This is a genomic window from Citrobacter sp. RHBSTW-00881, assembly GCF_013728515.1.
Classification (GTDB): Bacteria; Pseudomonadota; Gammaproteobacteria; order Enterobacterales; family Enterobacteriaceae; genus Citrobacter; species Citrobacter braakii.
In genome coordinates this window covers 2,111,894-2,129,535 of the sequence record NZ_CP056269.1, presented here as the reverse complement: position 1 = coordinate 2,129,535, position 17,642 = coordinate 2,111,894, and the positions used below count along the sequence as shown (strand labels likewise).

The 17,642-nt window shown below is 52.0% G+C and carries 15 protein-coding genes; 4 read left to right on the top strand and 11 right to left on the bottom strand.

The genetic code is table 11. The features are described 5' to 3' along the window. Positions 1–146 precede the first annotated feature (146 nt). Together cutC and HV311_RS10090 are read right to left on the bottom strand one after the other, a co-directional pair. Positions 147–893, bottom strand: a complete 747-nt coding sequence (cutC, locus tag HV311_RS10095) for a copper homeostasis protein CutC (protein ID WP_191221038.1) — start codon at positions 891–893, stop codon at positions 147–149. Between the two features lie 2 nt (positions 894–895). Then, positions 896–1,462, bottom strand: coding sequence for a VOC family protein (locus tag HV311_RS10090; protein ID WP_016153422.1), 567 nt, complete (start codon positions 1,460–1,462; stop codon positions 896–898). A gap of 238 nt (positions 1,463–1,700) precedes the next feature. Here HV311_RS10090 and argS point away from each other — a divergent pair, with 238 nt between their 5' ends. Beyond that, positions 1,701–3,434: an arginine--tRNA ligase gene (gene argS / locus HV311_RS10085; protein ID WP_191221037.1), complete on the top strand. Its 1,734-nt coding sequence runs from the start codon at positions 1,701–1,703 to the stop codon at positions 3,432–3,434. 183 nt (positions 3,435–3,617) lie between these two features. Beyond that, positions 3,618–5,537: a penicillin-binding protein 2 gene (gene mrdA / locus HV311_RS10080; protein WP_191221036.1), complete on the top strand. Its 1,920-nt coding sequence runs from the start codon at positions 3,618–3,620 to the stop codon at positions 5,535–5,537. Here the strand turns inward: mrdA and bglB are convergent. The 5 genes from bglB to flhB form a co-directional block, all read right to left on the bottom strand. Further along, positions 5,509–6,648, bottom strand: coding sequence for a beta-galactosidase BglB (gene bglB / locus HV311_RS10075; protein WP_047358304.1), 1,140 nt, complete (start codon positions 6,646–6,648; stop codon positions 5,509–5,511). The two genes, mrdA and bglB, sit on opposite strands and share 29 nt — an antisense overlap. Next, positions 6,649–8,235 carry an MFS transporter gene (locus HV311_RS10070; protein ID WP_191221035.1) on the bottom strand — a complete coding sequence of 529 codons (1,587 nt, stop codon included), beginning with the start codon at positions 8,233–8,235 and terminating at the stop codon, positions 6,649–6,651. A 262-nt stretch (positions 8,236–8,497) separates the two neighbouring features. After that, positions 8,498–8,890, bottom strand: a complete 393-nt coding sequence (gene flhE, locus HV311_RS10065; RefSeq protein ID WP_016153427.1) for a flagellar protein FlhE — start codon at positions 8,888–8,890, stop codon at positions 8,498–8,500. Then, the gene (gene flhA / locus HV311_RS10060) at positions 8,890–10,968 is read right to left on the bottom strand and encodes a flagellar biosynthesis protein FlhA (protein ID WP_191221034.1); all 2,079 of its coding nucleotides are present in this window, start codon (positions 10,966–10,968) and stop codon (positions 8,890–8,892) included. The genes flhE and flhA overlap by 1 nt, the downstream gene beginning before the upstream one ends. Beyond that, positions 10,961–12,112, bottom strand: coding sequence for a flagellar biosynthesis protein FlhB (gene flhB, locus HV311_RS10055; RefSeq protein ID WP_016153429.1), 1,152 nt, complete (start codon positions 12,110–12,112; stop codon positions 10,961–10,963). The genes flhA and flhB overlap by 8 nt, the downstream gene beginning before the upstream one ends. A 238-nt stretch (positions 12,113–12,350) precedes the next feature. Here flhB and dgt point away from each other — a divergent pair, with 238 nt between their 5' ends. Continuing rightward, positions 12,351–13,895 (top strand): dGTP triphosphohydrolase, encoded by a 1,545-nt coding sequence (gene dgt / locus HV311_RS10050; RefSeq protein ID WP_191221033.1) that lies wholly within the window; start codon positions 12,351–12,353, stop codon positions 13,893–13,895. After that, positions 13,852–14,604: a hypothetical protein gene (locus tag HV311_RS10045; RefSeq protein WP_181599171.1), complete on the top strand. Its 753-nt coding sequence runs from the start codon at positions 13,852–13,854 to the stop codon at positions 14,602–14,604. The genes dgt and HV311_RS10045 overlap by 44 nt, the downstream gene beginning before the upstream one ends. A 43-nt stretch (positions 14,605–14,647) precedes the next feature. Here HV311_RS10045 and cheZ read toward each other — a convergent pair whose 3' ends face one another. The 4 genes from cheZ to cheR are packed head-to-tail and all read right to left on the bottom strand — an operon-like array spanning position 14,648 to position 17,632. Continuing rightward, positions 14,648–15,292 carry a protein phosphatase CheZ gene (cheZ, locus tag HV311_RS10040; RefSeq protein ID WP_029139578.1) on the bottom strand — a complete coding sequence of 215 codons (645 nt, stop codon included), beginning with the start codon at positions 15,290–15,292 and terminating at the stop codon, positions 14,648–14,650. 13 nt (positions 15,293–15,305) lie between these two features. Beyond that, the gene (gene cheY, locus HV311_RS10035) at positions 15,306–15,695 is read right to left on the bottom strand and encodes a chemotaxis response regulator CheY (RefSeq protein WP_016153434.1); all 390 of its coding nucleotides are present in this window, start codon (positions 15,693–15,695) and stop codon (positions 15,306–15,308) included. Positions 15,696–15,713: 18 nt separating this feature from the next. Further along, positions 15,714–16,763, bottom strand: coding sequence for a protein-glutamate methylesterase/protein-glutamine glutaminase (locus tag HV311_RS10030; RefSeq protein ID WP_016153435.1), 1,050 nt, complete (start codon positions 16,761–16,763; stop codon positions 15,714–15,716). After that, positions 16,760–17,632: a protein-glutamate O-methyltransferase CheR gene (gene cheR, locus HV311_RS10025; RefSeq protein WP_016153436.1), complete on the bottom strand. Its 873-nt coding sequence runs from the start codon at positions 17,630–17,632 to the stop codon at positions 16,760–16,762. The genes HV311_RS10030 and cheR overlap by 4 nt, the downstream gene beginning before the upstream one ends. Between the last annotated feature and the right edge of the window lie 10 nt (positions 17,633–17,642).

Sequence of the window (17,642 nt, the reverse complement as noted above, 5' to 3'; positions counted from 1 at the left end):
CTTTCTGCAAAATAGTTCAACTTGCAGCAAGGCAGACAACTCCGCTGCGGCTTGAAATATGCAGGATAAAAAAAGGCCCCTGTTGAAATTGCAGGGGCCTGGTACGAGCAAGCATCATATTGGGCGACATGATGCAACGGTAAAAATCAGCTGGCCTGGTGGTGTGCAATGATTGCTTTCATTTCCGCAACCGCCGCCCCGTCTACCGCATAGCGTGAATACTCATCCGCCTGTGCATCCGAAGACATCGACAACCCCGAATTGCGATAACGCATGGGGGAAGCCAACCATACTCCGGCAGAACTGTGGACTTCCTGCACTCCAGCATCAAGGAACAGGGACAAATTCGAGGCGCGAACCCCCGCTCCGGCCATAATGATTGGAGCATCCACCTGCGCAATAAGTTCCATAATTTTTGTTAAACCTTGCGCCGCATCTGATTTTTGCCCGGAAGTCAGTACTCTGGCGACGCCCAAATCAGCTAATTTTTTTAGCGCATTGAGTGGGTTAGCGCACATGTCAAAGGCCCGATGAAAAGTGACGTGCAGCGGTCCCGCCGCGATCATTATTTTCTCCATGCGCGGCATATCGACATTACCATCTGCATCTAAAATGCCGGTTACCACCCCAGAGAACCCCAGATCTCTTACCATCGCAATATCATCCAGCATTGCAGCGAATTCACCGTCGGTGTAACAAAAGTCGCCCCCGCGCGGGCGAATAATGGGATTGACCGGAATCGAGATATGCTGGCGAACCGAACGCAAGACGCCCAGGGACGGCGTTAAGCCCCCCTCTTTGGGCGCCGAGCAAAGCTCAATGCGATCCGCGCCGTTTTGCTGCGCCGTGCGCGCGCACTCCATGCTGTAACAGCAGATTTCCAGTAATGCCATACTCACTCCTGACGTTCGCTTGCCACAATGGCTTCAATCGACCACGGATGGAATTTTATCGTCACGCTGCCATCGCTGACCGCCAGCGTTGGATTCGGTAAACGCTCGCGCTCGCCTTTTGGCGAACTGGTTTTTACAAATATACCCGGCTGGCTCAGCCCGTGATCTGAAAGCAGCGCCAGCGCTCGTGCATTCAGCGTCTCCACCTCACCCGGCAGAACAATTTCAACATGCTCCCAGCCTTCATGCGGATAACGCTTTTCGCCCGGCCACGGCAGTTCTACGATAGTAAATTGCCAGTGTTGCACACAAACTGGCTCATCGAGCTTGAACAAGCAAATCGGTCGGCCATTGATGATATTTTCTGACAACAATTCGCCGCACTGTTCAAACCCACGACGCCAGCGCTCTGCGGTGGTATTTTGATGACAACGCAGAGAAATGTGATCGGCTTCAAGCGATGAGATATCCAGCCCAAGGCGAGTGGAAAGATCCGTTAACGCCTGAATGAAATGTGGTAAATCTGCGGAAATATCATGCAGTTCTGCAACTGTTTGCCAGTTCGCCATAATGAAAGCTCATATCCATATTCAAAGCCGCTAATTTACCCTGTTGCGCAGCCCCAACCAACTGCTGATTTTCTTAAGCGCAATATGAATAATTATACGTAATGACAATGTTTATATTTCAGGCTGCTGGCGATACTCGCAATGCTGACGGCAACGGGCATTTGCAGTATACTCCCGCCCTAAATTCTTAAACTGGTGCGGTGAACGACGACCCGCTTCATAAACGTAAGGTATTCCGGTGAATATTCAGGCTCTTCTCTCAGAAAAAGTCAGTCAGGCCATGATTGCTGCAGGCGCGCCTGCAGATTGCGAACCACAGGTTCGCCAGTCAGCAAAAGTACAGTTCGGCAACTATCAGGCCAACGGCATGATGGCAGTTGCCAAAAAACTGGGTATGGCCCCCCGACAACTTGCAGAGCAGGTGCTGACTCATCTGGATCTCAACGGCATTGCCAGTAAAGTGGAAATCGCCGGGCCTGGCTTTATCAATATTTTCCTGGAACCGGCATTTCTGGCCCAGCACGTTGAGCAGGCGCTGGCCTCTGACCGTCTGGGCGTGGCAAAACCGGCGAAACAGACCGTGGTCATCGACTACTCTGCCCCTAACGTGGCAAAAGAGATGCACGTCGGCCACCTGCGCTCGACCATCATCGGCGACGCTGCGGTGCGTACGCTGGAGTTTCTTGGTCACCACGTGATCCGCGCTAACCACGTCGGCGACTGGGGCACCCAGTTCGGTATGCTGATTGCGTGGCTGGAAAAACAACAGCAGGAAAACGCCGGTGAAATGGCGCTGGCTGACCTCGAAGGCTTCTACCGTGATGCCAAAAAGCATTACGACGCCGACGAAGCGTTCGCCGAGCGGGCGCGTAACTACGTGGTGAAACTGCAGGGCGGCGACCCGTACTTCCTCGATATGTGGCGTAAGCTGGTCGACATCACCATGACGCAAAACCAGATCACTTACGATCGTCTGAACGTCACGCTAACCCGCGATGATGTGATGGGTGAAAGCCTGTACAATCCGATGCTGCCGGGCATTGTTGCCGACCTGAAAGCAAAAGGCCTCGCCGTTGAGAGCGAAGGCGCAACCGTGGTGTTCCTTGATGAATATAAAAACAAGGAAGGCGAACCGATGGGCGTCATCATTCAGAAAAAAGATGGCGGCTATCTCTATACCACCACTGACATCGCCTGTGCGAAATACCGCTATGAGACGCTGAATGCGGACCGCGTGCTTTATTACATTGATTCCCGCCAGCACCAGCACCTGATGCAGGCCTGGACCATCGTACGTAAAGCCGGTTACGTCCCGGATTCCGTACCGCTGGAGCACCACATGTTTGGCATGATGCTGGGTAAAGACGGCAAGCCGTTTAAAACCCGTGCGGGCGGTACGGTGAAACTGGCCGACCTGCTGGACGAAGCGCTGGAGCGCGCGCGTCGTCTGGTGGCGGAAAAGAACCCGGATATGCCGGCGGATGAGCTGGAAAAACTGGCCAATGCCGTAGGTATCGGCGCAGTGAAATATGCGGATCTGTCTAAAAACCGTACCACTGACTACATCTTCGACTGGGACAACATGCTGGCGTTTGAAGGTAACACGGCACCCTATATGCAGTATGCCTATACCCGCGTACTGTCCGTGTTCCGTAAAGCCGATATTGAAGAGAGCGCCCTGGCTGCCGCCCCGGTTATCCTTAGCGAAGATCGCGAAGTCCAGCTGGCGGCCCGTCTGTTACAGTTTGAAGAAACGCTGACCGTTGTTGCACGTGAAGGTACGCCGCACGTGATGTGTGCTTACCTGTACGACGTTGCCGGTCTGTTCTCCGGCTTCTACGAGCACTGCCCAATCCTTAGCGCTGAAAACGAAGAGATTCGTAACAGCCGCCTGAAACTGGCACAGTTGACGGCGAAAACCCTGAAGCTGGGTCTGGATACGCTGGGTATCGAAACCGTAGAACGTATGTAAATCAGCTCACCTATCAGGCCTGACTCCGAAATTCGGACTCAGGCCTTTTTTATTTCTGTAATAGGCCATCTGTAACAACTCACAAGGAATGACACATTTCCGTAGAGATATGGAACATTTTTTGCCTGTCATCCCGTTTAAGCCTCCGTATCATGAGGCGGCGAATTAATCGGGTACGGGTCAATGACATTCAGAGATTTTGAGGCGGAAGAAAAACTCTTCCAGCGGCGTGTATTGGTGGCCTTTGGCCTGGTGGTCATCTGCTTTGGCAGCCTGATTTACAATCTCTACAACTTACAAATCTGTCAGCACCAGTATTACACCACCCGCTCGAATGCAAACGACATCAAAATGCTGCCCGTGGCCCCGACGCGTGGCATGATTTACGATCGCAACGGCATCCCGCTGGTGCGCAACGTAACCTGGTACGACATTTCCGTTACGCCTTATAAAATCAGTGATATGAATGCCCTGATCAGGCAGCTCACGCCTATCATTGACCTCACTCCTGATGACATTGACCAGTTTCGCCATGCGCTGAAAGCCAGCAGCCGCTATCGCCCGGTCGTGCTAAAAAATGCGCTGACCGATGTGGAAATCGCCCGCTTCTCGGTTAACCAGTTTCATTTCAGCGGCGTCAATATCAATAGCTATGAAGACCGCCAGTACCCTTATGGCGCAGCGCTGGCACATGTCCTTGGCTATGTGTCAAAAATCAATGACAACGATCTGAAAGCGCTGGATCAAAAAGGCCTGACAGAGAACTACGCCGCCGATCACAACATCGGTAAGCAGGGTATCGAGCACTACTATGAAAATGAACTGCATGGGAAAACCGGTTATCAGGAGGTCGAAGTTGATAACCACGGACGCCTCGTACGCCTGATCAAAGATGTGCCGCCCGTTGCCGGAAAAGATATCCACCTGACGCTGGACCTCCATTTACAGCAATATATTGAGAGTCTGTTGGTGGGCCAGCGGGCCGCCGTTTTGGTTGAGGATCCGCATGACGGTTCCGTGCTGGCAATGGTTTCGAACCCCAGCTATGACCCCAACCCGTTTGTCAAAGGTATCAGCTATCAGGACTATAACAAGCTGCTTCAGGATAAGGACCTGCCGTTAATCAACCGCGTCACTCAAGGGTTGTATCCTCCCGCCTCCACGGTCAAACCGTATATGGCGATGTCAGCATTACTAGACGGCGTGATCACGCCGCAGACCCGTTTCTTCGGCGCCCCCACCTGGACGCTCCCCGGCACTGAGCGACATTACCGTGACTGGAAAAAAACGGGCCACGGTATGCTGGATGTCACCAAAGCAATTGAAGAATCTGCCGACACATTCTTTTATCAGGTGGCATATATGATGGGGATTGACCGTATTAACAGCATGCTCAGCCAGTTTGGCTATGGCAAGCCGACCGGCATCGATCTTGGTGAGGAGTATAACGGCCTGCTCCCGAGCCGCGAATGGAAGCAGAAAGTACATAAAAAAGCCTGGTATCAGGGAGATACCATTTCGGTTGGCATCGGCCAGGGATACTGGATTGCCACGCCGATCCAGATGGTAAAAGCCATGGTCGCGCTGATTAACAACGGCAAGGTTATCGCCCCTCACCTGCTACGTGATGAAGAGAGCGGAAAAGTCATCACGCCGTATCAGGCTCCCGAAGCACCGTCACAAATTGCCTCTGCTTCGTCCCCCTACTGGGGACTGGTGCGTCAAGCGATGTTCGGCATGGCGAATGAGCCAAACGGTACCGGTTATAAGTTCTTTCACACCGCGCCTTACGGCATTGCAGCGAAAAGTGGCACATCACAGGTCTTTAGCCTGAAAGAAAATCAGACCTACGATGCGAAAATGATCCCCGTGCGTCTGCGCGACCACGTGTTCTATACCGCATTTGCGCCATATAAGAACCCCAAAGTCGCCATAGCGTTAATTCTGGAAAACGGCGGCAGCGATGGCGTCACCGCCGCACCAGTCATGCGTCAAATCATGGATCATCTGTTTGCTGCGCAGGACGACGACGCACAAGCGGGTCCGATAGCCGCAACGCCATCGGACACCGATATCAAAAATACTTACGCAAGTATTCGGTAAGGCACAGCATCGCCATCGCCTGACCGTAAGGCATGGAGGTCCGGGGGATGTTGCGGTAGAAATCGAGATTGTGGCCCATCCCGGTACCAAACGAGGTGTGCAGCAATTCACCTTCCGGCGAAATATGTTGCACAATGCCTCTGATCGCTTTTTCGGCTACAGCCGCATAGTCTTGTCCGACATAGCGTTTACGTACCGCTTTGAGGATCCCATAGGCAAATCCGGCGGTTGCCGAGGCTTCAAGATACGACTGCGGGTCGTCCAGCAAGGTGTGCCACAGTCCGCTTTCATCCTGGCACTTCGCCAGCGCCGCGATTTGCGCGTTCAAAACTTGCACCAGATAGCGGTGCACTGCATTGCTTTCCGGCAAATCAAGTAATTCGAGGAAATCCGGGATGACTATAGTTAACCAGCTGTTGCCACGCGCCCAGCGAGCGTTGGCGAAGTTATGCTGTCCTTCATAGCTCCAGCCGTGGAACCACAGCCCCGTTTCTTTATCCATCAGGTTTTGCACGTGCAGCAGGAACTGATAGGTTGCCTCTTCAATATACTCGGGGCGGTTGAGCAACTTGCCAATCTTCGCCAGCGGTAAGACCGTCATCATCAACGTGTCATCCCACATCTGCTGGTGATTTTCTTCCGCCAGCGTAATGTGCTGCATACCGCCAAATTGGGTACGCGGCATATCATGCATTGCCCACTCAGCCCAGCTGTCGAGCCACGGCAGATACGCGGGATTACGCGTCTCTTCATAGCGATATGCCAGCGTTAAAAACGGCGCCATGGTGTTGACGTTTTTGGTCGTTGCACCTTCCGCAAAGCGATCGGCAAACCAGTTGTCGATAATATCGCGCATCGTGGCATCGCCGGTTTGCTGATAATACTGATACATCCCGTACAAGCCTATGCCGTGCGTCCACTCCCATCCCGCCCAGCCTTTGGTATCAATAACGCGTCCGTCATCCAGACGTAGCAAGAACTCGCCGGTCTCATCATGAATATTGACCAGGTTATGCGTCACCTTTTTGATCAACGCTTTTAATTCATCCCTGGCAATAAAATGTTCTGGCTGGCGCAACAATGGACTGTGTTTAACCGGATAAACAATCATTTACTTAACCTCTGTCAATGTCGAATTCAATACAGCACCCTTTTCCAGTTTTGGTGCCGCTGGTTTATTACGATTCAGGTAACCAATATTGTTGTTACCCCAAAGTGATTCATAAGGCATGCCCGATAGCATCTCTACGGTCGCGCGTCCTTTAGCGGAAAGTCCTTCCAGCACGGGTTGCCCGGACTCACGCATTTTTGCTGTCTCTTCGCGCAGGGTGCTGTGCGTTTGCAGGTTCAGTTTGAAGCGCAAGGAAACCAGGAAACCCAGCGCCAGAACAATCAGCGTTCCGCAGCTCAGAATTAACAGGATGGTATGGCTGACTGCCGCGGGTTGTGCGCTCTGACCGGAGACAAAACCAGACAACTGCATCACAATCCCCACCAGCATCACCGCTCCCGCCTGCGACGCTTTACGCGTTAACGTCATAATGCCGGCGAAGATCCCTTCCCGACGCTGACCGGTGATCACTTCATCAACGTCGGCAATATAGGTGTAGATATTCCAGGGAACGTAGTTGATACCACCGAGTCCCAACCCCGCAACGGCGGAAACCAATAGCAACAGAGAATAAACATCGCTTAATCCGGCGTAATACAGCCCCGCATAGGAGAGTGAACTGAGGCCAAACAGGACGACCACCATGCGATAAGACGGCGCAGGTCCGAAACGGATGCACAATGGGATCATGGCGATAACGGCAATAAACTGGAAGATAGCCATCGTACCCAGCAGGTTTGACGTCATCGATGCTTCCTGCATCAGCACAAACACCACATAGTAAGTAAAGACGGCGTTAAAGACGTCCTGGGCAATATAGCCGCCAAGATACATTCCTAAATGCTGGCGAAAGATACGGATGCGCAGTGTTGAACTCAGTTCCACAAATAAACGGTTCATACTCTGACTAAAGGTCAGGCTTTTCTTCTCTTCCTCAGCTCGCAGCGCCGCCTCAGTCCACTCTTCCCGTGGGCGTTCCCAGGTAAAGAACCAGACGAAGGTCAGCATCAGTGCACACAGCACAGAAAACACCAGGCTGGCGTAGAAAAAAGAGACGGGGTTGTCCTTGCCAAACAACGTCAGCAGAACGCCGGGTAAGAATGAGGCCAGAATGGCAGACATTTGCGCCATCGAAATGCGCGCGCCGGAGAATTTGGTTTTCTGTTTAAAGTCATCGGTCATTTCGGGTACCAGCGTTTCGTATGGCACCAGAATCATGGTGTAGACCACGTCAAAAATCAGATAGGTGAGCAGGTAGTACCAGAACCCCATATCACCCACCCACATTAGTGAGTAGCTAAAGACACAGGGTATCCCCAACAGAATAAAAAACTTGCGTCGCCCAAAGCGTTTGCCGAGCCAGGTGGAGCCAAAGTTATCGGTTAAAAAACCCATTAATGGGCTAACAACGGCATCCAACACCCTGGCGGTAGCGAAGATAAAGGTTGCTTCGATTGGCGTCAGGCCACAGAACGTCGTGTAAAAATAGAGTAGCCAGGCCGCGGTTAACGCCGTGGTGCCTGCGCCTAAAAAATCCCCCGAACCGTAGGCAAAATAGTTAACCAACCCAATTTTACGTGTATTCATTGCCGTTACCCCTGCACATTATTGGGAGGCCCCGCAATCCTCGCTTTGACATTGGGCCTCCTTACAGGGCCACAGTAAAAGCTAACAGCAAGTGAAACCTTTCTATTTTTGCCAGGGGTATTCGTGAAATGGCAACAGCACAAAGAGTCCGGCAACGTATGTCACCTATTTTATAAAACAGCGTTTCTATTTAATCAAAGAGGCGGACTAGAATTGCGAAGCAGCCAGCAGTTTCTGCTGCTGGCCGGAATGAAGGGAGGCGTTAACGATAGTTCACAATCACCTGATTGCTCTGAACTTGCAAGGCGGGGATCAGGCGACCGCCACCGGGTACTTCCCAGACAAAATGCATCGGTTCGATGGCGGGAACATTATTGAATCCGTTGGTGGTCCCGCTTTGCCCGTCCAGCTCAACACAGCGGGACTGAGAACATAAACGCACCCGTAAACCCGCGGGCGTTGGGCCATTGAGCTCATAGCGCCAGGCCACCAGCGTCATCAACCCCGAGACCGGCTGGCTGGGCGTCAGAGGTGAAGACGAGGCTGACTGGCCGCGGTGATTTAAAGTAATCCCCATGCCGCTGGCCTGCCAGGCGCCTTCTCCGGCAGCCTGCGCTACCAGAGGAAAAAACAACAACCACAGTAATTTACGCATTACTTACCTCCAATAGTCGCCGTCATACGGATATGGCGGTTGTCAGACAGCTCCATGTTCGATAACACCACCAGTTGCGGAATGCTGCGACGTAAAAAGCGAGCCAGTAACGGACGCAACGCGTGGTTAACCAGCAAGACCGGCGGCGCACCCAACATTTCCTGACGGGACAGCGCTTCCTGAGTCTGGGCCAGCAGTCGGTCTGCAAGACCTGGCTCCAGACCGCCACCGCCCTGCAGCGCCTGCAGAAGCAAACGTTCGAGCGGAGTATCAAGGCCGATAACCTGAACCTCTTCATTACCCGGGAACCACTGCTGAGTGATGGCGCGTCCCAACGCAACACGTACCACCGCGGTAAGCTCATGCGGATCGTTTTGCAGCGGTGCATGTTCAGCCAGCGTTTCGAGAATGGTGCGCATATCGCGAATCGGTACTTTCTCATCCAGTAAGTTCTGCAGCACTTTATGCAGCGTAGTGAGCGTCACGACGCCCGGGACCAGGTCTTCTGTCAGTTTTGGCATCTCCTGCGAGACGCGGTCCAGTAGCTGTTGCGCCTCCTGACGGCCAAACAGCTCCGCAGCGAACTGCCCAATCAGGTGATTAAGGTGCGTGGCGACAACGGTACTGGCTTCAACAACCGTAAAGCCCTGAATCTGCGCCTGTTCCTTCAATGCGCTTTCAATCCAGATAGCGTCCAGACCGAAAGCCGGATCGACCGTTTTCTCGCCCGGCAGCGACCCGGCGGCGGTACCAGGGTTAATGGCCAGCCAGCGTCCCGGATAGGCGTCACCGCTGCCAATTTCCACCCCTTTCATCAAAATACGATAGCGGGCCGGCTGCAGATCCATATTGTCGCGGATATGTACCACCGGCGGCAGAAAGCCCATATCCTGGGCAAATTTCTTACGAATACTGCGAATTCGCCCCAGCAACTCGCCATCTTGCTGAAAGTCCACCATTGGGATCAGGCGGTAGCCTACCTCCATCCCCAGGGAATCCTCCAGCTGTACGTCATTCCATGTTGCTTCCACCACGGAGTTGTTTTCCGGCATTTTCACCGGCAGCGGCTCATCGGGAGCTTTTTGCTCACGACCACGCATCCACCAGGCCAGACCCAGTAACGCGGCGGTAAACATCAAAAACACCAGGTTCGGCATGCCCGGAACCAGACCCAAAAGACCAAGCACCGCCGCACTAAGCAGCATGACACTAGGATTACTGAACAGTTGGGTCACCATCTGTTCGCCTACATCCTGGTCGGTACTCACGCGGGTCACGATAACCCCCGCCGCGGTGGAGATTACCAGCGCAGGAATTTGCGCCACCAGCCCGTCACCGATGGTCAGCAGGGTATAACTTTCCGCTGCGCTACCCATGCTCATACCATGCTGCAACACCCCGACTAACAGACCGCCGACCACGTTGATCACCATGATCAAAATACCGGCGATGGCATCTCCACGTACGAATTTACTCGCACCGTCCATAGAGCCGTAGAAATCCGCTTCCTGCGTCACCTCCGAGCGTCGTTTTTTGGCTTCATCTTCGCCAATCAGACCCGCATTCAAATCCGCATCAATCGCCATCTGCTTGCCGGGCATACCATCCAGCACGAAGCGCGCGCCAACCTCGGCGATACGCCCGGCACCTTTGGTGATAACCATAAAGTTGATAATGACGAGAATAACGAAGACCACGATACCGATCGCAAAGTTACCGCCCACCAGGAAGTGACCAAAAGCTTCAACCACCTTTCCCGCCGCCGCCGCGCCGGTATGCCCTTCCATTAAAATGATACGCGTCGACGCAACGTTCAGGGCGAGGCGTAATAATGTGGTAAACAGCAAAATCGTCGGGAATGCGGCAAACTCCAGCGTACGCTGGGTGAACATCGCCACCAGCAGCACCATGATCGACAGCGCAATGTTAAACGTGAACAGCAAATCGAGGACGAAAGCCGGCAACGGCAATACCATCATCGACAGGATCAGCAGGATAAGGATCGGTCCGGCAAGGATTTGCAGTTGCGTGGATTTCAGGTTGCTGGGCAAACGCAACATCGCGACCAGATTAGCCATCAGTATTCTTCTCGTTCATGAAATCCAGTGCTTCAGGCACCGGAAGGTTTTCAGGTTGTGGTGGACGCTTGCCGCCGGCGAGACGCCAGCGTTTTAGCTGCCATACCCATGCCAGCACTTCGGCAACGGCGGCATATAATTGACCCGGTATTTGTTGACCAATCTCAGCATGACGGTATAGCGCACGCGCCAGCGGCGGCGCTTCTAACGTAGGGACTCGATGTTCAGCGCCAATCTCACGAATGCGCAGCGCCACCAGCCCCGCGCCTTTGGCAACAACTTTCGGCGCGCTCATTTTGTTCTCGTCATACTTCAACGCCACCGAATAGTGCGTGGGGTTGGTAACAATCACGTCCGCTTTCGGCACATCCGCCATCATGCGACGCTGCGCGGCCGCGCGCTGCATTTGGCGTATTTTGCCCTTAACGTGCGGGTCGCCTTCGCTTTGCTTAAATTCGTCACGGATATCCTGACGCGACATGCGCAGCTTTTTCAGATGGCTGTAAATCTGGAAAAAAACGTCGAACCCCACCATTGGAATAACGCCAAGCACCACCAACAGCGCGCACATACCAACTAAATCCAGGGCGTTGCCCATCGCCGTAATCGGCGATTCCGCCATCAGACGCATCATCGCCGGCCAGTTATGCCAGAGATAAAATCCGGCCACGCTCCCCACCAGCGTGGACTTCAGTATCGCTTTGAGCAGTTCCGCTCCGGTTTGCGCTGAAAACATGCGTTTAATGCCCGGCAACGGATTCAGCTTAGAGAACTTGGGCTGCAGAGATTTACCGCTGAAAATCAAGCCGCCAAGCATCACCGGGGAGATTAATGCCACCAGAACGACGCCGGTAATCAACGGTAACAGCGCAATCATCGCGTCTTTAATCAGCAGGATGATTTGGCTGAGGATCAGGTTAGGGTCATTGACCATACTGTGGTCAAAACGTAATCCGGCCGACAGCATACCGGCCAGTCTGCGGGCAAGCGACTCCCCGCCAATCCAGATAATGCACACGCCCACCAGCAAAATAAGCAGTGAGGTCAGTTCTTTGGATCGGGGGACCTGCCCTTCTTCCCGTGCTTTTTCAAGTCGGTGGGGTGTGGGGGCTTCTGTTTTGTCGTCGTCGCTTTCTTCTGCCACAGTGCCTTCCTGAGAGTCTTAATCACATCATTTTCTCAGAAATAATTTTCATCAATGCGTGGATAAACGAGGGGAAAAGGAGTGTTTTCAGCTTTTGATTCTTACGCACAACGCTTTTGCATAGTTTGCATCACTTTTGCGTACACGCCCCTGAAACTAACAAATAGTATTCTGTGCTTGTTCCCTGCCGTTTTAACTTTTGCTAGCCTCAGTCAATCAATTACATAAAGGATTAATTATGCAATGGGACAAGCTTTTACATAACGGGCGTCGCAAAGATAAAGAAAAAGAAAAAGAAGATTTGCATTCGGATTCCTCAACAACGCCCTCAGACGCATCAAAAGCGGAATGGCGCCAGGAAATTGAAAGAGATTTTGACAGAATTCTTTTTGCTGCACCTACACGTCGCCTGGCTGATAAAACTCAGGTATTCCCACTTGATATGAACGATAGCGTACGGACACGCTTAACCCATTCTCATGAAGTCGCTAACTTTGCCCGCGGTATTGGTATGCGGTTGGCTTTTGACATGAAAAATAAAGTATTTAATGGGTTATCTGAGAGCGTTTGTGTTGAACGTGATGTCCCTGCATTATTGGCAGCAATTGGCCTCGCACACGATTTAGGGAATCCCCCTTTCGGGCACCAGGGGGAAGCTGCAATGCGCAATTGGTTTAATGCAAATTTAAAAAAATTGTTTAGTGAATACAATGATATCTATCAACCTGAAATTTTTGAGGACTTCTTTCAGTTTGACGGTAATTCTCAAACACTACGCCTTGTTACCAAGTTACAAATATTAAATGATCAATATGGTCTTAACCTTACCTACGCCACATTGGCTGCTCTTTTAAAATACCCGCGTTCTTCATACACAACCTCTGCAGGGCAATGGAAAAAACATGGTTTCTTCCATTCTGAATCAGAGATAGTCAACGAGATCTGGAATACAACGGGCCTTCAGGAAAAGATTCGCCATCCTTTTACATGGATAATGGAAGCCTGTGATGATATTGCATATTCAGTGCTTGATGCAGAGGATACGGTAAAAAAAGGTTTGGCTTCATACAAAGATCTCATTGACCACTTGATGTGTTGGGAAGAGGGTAAAGATCCCGTTATCAACGGTGTTGTGAAACAGACTGAAGAGAAAAATGCTGAATATAAACACCTACAGCATGAATTGACGCCTTCTGAAATCAATGACATGCACATGCAAATGTTCAGAGTAAAAGCGACGATTGCCCTGGTAAATGATGTTGTGGACGCTTTTGTTACCCACCTCCCTACTCTACTCAGCGATTGCTGTGAGTACAAAGATTTAATTGACCAAAGCCGCTCAAAAGCGTTTTGTAAAGCTCTAAAAGCATTCGATAAGAAACATGGTTATCGTCACCGCTCCGTATTGGAACTTGAGCTAAAAGGTTCAAACTACATACAAAAACTCATGGACATGTTGTGGATAGGTATCCACGGTCATAAAACTCAGAAAGAACGAGATCAGGAAAAAGATCTGAAAAAAGCAGATGAAGCTTTCACATCTCGCAAAGAGTACCGTTCAAACTCACCATTCGGCCGATATGCTTACGGGCGCATATCAGAAAACTACCGCAGAATATTTGAAGACGAGCAAAACGGTCTTCCCATTCTGTATAAAGAAGCCCAACTTCTTGCAGATGCCATCTCCGGCATGACAGACAGCTATTTGATACGCCTGCACGATGAGCTAAAATCGCTTTATGAATACGAAAGTCGCACACACTCACCAACGCTTAACGACTAGAGTTGAAGATTTTTTCGACTCCAGTGACGAGCGCAAAAAAGCCAGAGCATTAATCGATGCTCTGGTCGTTCAAACGCAGGCGTGGATTTTCGGTGGTATGGTTCGCGATATTGGGCTCTATGGACCTGATGGCTTCACGTCCGATATAGATTTGGTCATTGACTGGTCTCGTCAGGACCTGATGAACGCGTTATATACTTTGCAGATTCATCAATTCACCGTCAACAAAATGGGCGGGATACGCTTTCATTACAATGGGCTAGATTTTGATATCTGGTGCATCCAAGATACCTGGGCATTCAAGACCCAAAAAGTGAAGTACGAAAATACTGACAGTCTGCTGAAAACGACGCTAATGTCCTGGGACTCCGTCCTCTATGACGTAAAGCGAAAAAAGGTCATCAGTACTAAGCGTTATTTACAGGATTTACAACACCGTCGGCTGGAACTGGTGTTGAAAGATACGCCAAATGAGTTAGGTTCTGTCATCAGGATCCTGCGCACAATCTATAACAAGCACGTCGAGATTCTTGGACCACAGATTTGCGAATACCTCCGACAAGCCTTGCAGACGTACAGCAGTGATTCCCTAAGACGGTACGAATATCACAGCTACCAGAAGCACTCGTTCAGCGAAGGCGAACTGCAGCGCCTTAAAGAGTCTCTCTTTGATGCCAGGTATGGACGAGACACGAAGCTTAATCAGTAATCCAGTCAAACAATAAGCCCCCAAATCTGGGGGGCTTATGTCATCAGAACCCGAGGCTATCCAGCAGGTCGTCAACCTGATCCTGACTTGCCACCACGCCGGCTTTTGAGGTGTCAACCTGCGGGCCGTTAAGCAAGCTTTCGTTTTCACGTTTTGGACGAGCGCCCTGCTCTGGAATGTTTTCCAGCAGAACCATCAGCAGCTGACGTTCAATCTCCTGGATAACATCCATCATGCGCTTGATGACCTGACCGGTGAGGTCCTGGAAATCCTGCGCCATCATGATGTCCAGCAGTTGAGCGTTAGTAAAGCTGGTATGCCCTGGCACATCACCCAGGAACTGGCGGGTATCGGTGACCAGTTCACGGGCGTCAGACAGCTCGATCGGATTTTCGAACCATTCATCCCAGCGTTTGGTCAGGTCTTTGGCCCCTTTTTCCATCGCGTCCTGGTGCGGCTGCGAAGCTTCCACACTGTTCAGCGCGCGCTCTGCCGCCTGTGCGGTCATCTGCACAACGTAATCGAGACGATCGCGGGCATCGGGAATCGCTTCTGCCGCTTCGGCAATAGCCTGATCCAGCCCCAGTTCACGCAGGCTGTCGCGCAGCATTCGGGTCAAACTGCCGATGCGCGCGATGATGTCCCCGGCTGAATGTTCGTCAGCAGGTTTAATTTGTGGTTGCATCATCATTATCACACCCTCACATGCCCAGTTTCTCAAAGATTTTATTGAGTTTCTCTTCTAGCGTCGCCGCCGTGAACGGTTTCACGACATAGCCACTGGCGCCAGCCTGTGCCGCCGCAATGATATTCTCTTTCTTCGCTTCCGCCGTAACCATCAGCACCGGCAGGGCGGACATTCCGCCATCAGCGCGAATGGTTTTCAGCAGTTCCAGGCCATCCATGTTCGGCATATTCCAGTCGGAAATGACAAAACCAAATCCCCCAGCCTGCAGCTTATTCAGCGCGTCCACGCCGTCTTCGGCCTCTTCAACATTGTTGAAACCCAGTTCTTTGAGCAGGTTACGCACGATGCGACGCATGGTGGAAAAGTCATCCACAACCAAAAACTTAAGCTCTTTATCCGCCATAAAAAATAAACTCCTGATTCAAATACGTATTGCCTGTCCGGCACTGATTTTCGCCAGCATTTGCTGGCTTACCTGGCTAAGATCGACCACTTCGCTTACGCCACCCATATTGATGGCCTCGCGCGGCATGCCGAACACCACACAACTTGCTTCGTTTTGCGCAATGGTCCAGGCACCCGCCTGGTTCATCGCTAACATTCCGGCGGCGCCATCGTTGCCCATACCCGTCAGGATCACTCCCACAGCATTACGCCCCGCATGTTTTGCCACCGAATGGAACAGCACATCCACTGAAGGTCGATGCCGGTTAACCGGTGGACCATCATGAATTTTGATCTGGTAGTTCGCCCCGCTGCGCGCCAGTTCCATATGCTTGTCACCAGGGGCGATATACGCATGCCCTGGGAGCACGCGCTCCCCGTCTTCAGCCTCTTTCACGGTGATCTGACACAGTTTGTTCAGACGCTCGGCGAATGAGCGGGTAAATCCTGGCGGCATATGCTGGGTAATAAGAATACCGGGACTTGAAAGCGGCAATGGCTGGAGTACATGGCGAATTGCCTCTGTTCCTCCGGTTGAGGCGCCAATCGCCAGCAGTTTTTCAGAACTGAGTAACGGCCCCGCTTTCAAGGTCACCTGTGCCGTCATGGGTTTGTGGGCCGCCAGTTTTGCCCGCGACGCGGTGCGGATCTTCTCAGCGATCATTTCGCTGTAGGCCAACATCCCTTCACGGATCCCCAACTGTGGTTTGGTGACAAAATCAATCGCCCCCAACTCCAGCGCCCGCAGCGTGACCTCAGAACCTTTACCGGTCAGCGAAGAGACCATAACCACTGGCATCGGACGCAGACGCATCAGTTTCTCAAGAAAGTCGAGGCCGTCCATGCGCGGCATTTCCACATCCAGCGTCAGGACGTCGGGATTGAATTTTTTGATTAAATCCCGGGCAACCAACGGATCCGGCGCCGTCGCCACCATTTCCATATCACTGTGGCTGTTAATAATTTCGGTCATGATTTGACGCATCAGTGCAGAATCATCAACCGATAAGACCCTGATTTTACTCATGCTTTATCCTTACCTGGCGCATGCGCATACACCGTCTGTCCACGCAAGCTAAACTCGCGCACGAGGTTGCTAAAGTTTTCTGAATGACCTGCAAACAGCAGCCCATCTGGTTTAAGAAGTGGAACAAAACGGTGCAAAATGTCCTGCTGCGTCGTTTTATCAAAATAGATCATCACGTTACGGCAAAATATGGCATCGAAGGGGCCTGGCACGTTGTACTGCTTATCCAGTAAATTCACGCTGGAAAATTCAACATGCCCCGCCAGTTCCTGCCGAACGCGTACCAGTCCTTCATGCGGTCCGGTGCCGCGCATGAAATAACGCTGCAGCTGCTGCGGTGACAGCGTCTTTAGCTCATCAAGGCGGTAGATGCCGCTTCTGGCTTTTTCCAGCACTTCGGTATCAATGTCGCTGGCAAAAACACGCCAGCGGCCCGGAGCCATACCTAAGGTATCGGCGAGCGTAATCGCAATGCTGTACGGCTCTTCTCCGGTTGACGCCGCCGCGCTCCAGACACGGTATTCACCGCTGCGCCGACGAGCATGATCTGACAACACTGGAAAATGATGCCCTTCGCGAAAAAACGCGGTCAGATTGGTAGTCAGGGAGTTAATAAAAGCCTGCCACTCAGCACTGTTCTGGTTAGCTTCCAGCATGCTGAGATAGCGACCAAAGTCATCCAGCCCCAGGGTTCGCAGACGGCGGACCAGGCGGTTATAAACCATGTCCCGCTTATGGTCGGCCAGTACGATCCCCGCACGCTGGTAGATTAATTGACATATCCGACGAAAATGCGCGTCAGACAGCGCGAGGCGCTGTGTCATCTGTAACAATAATGACGTTTGCCCAGGGGGCAGAGATGATGTCATAGCGCCTTCT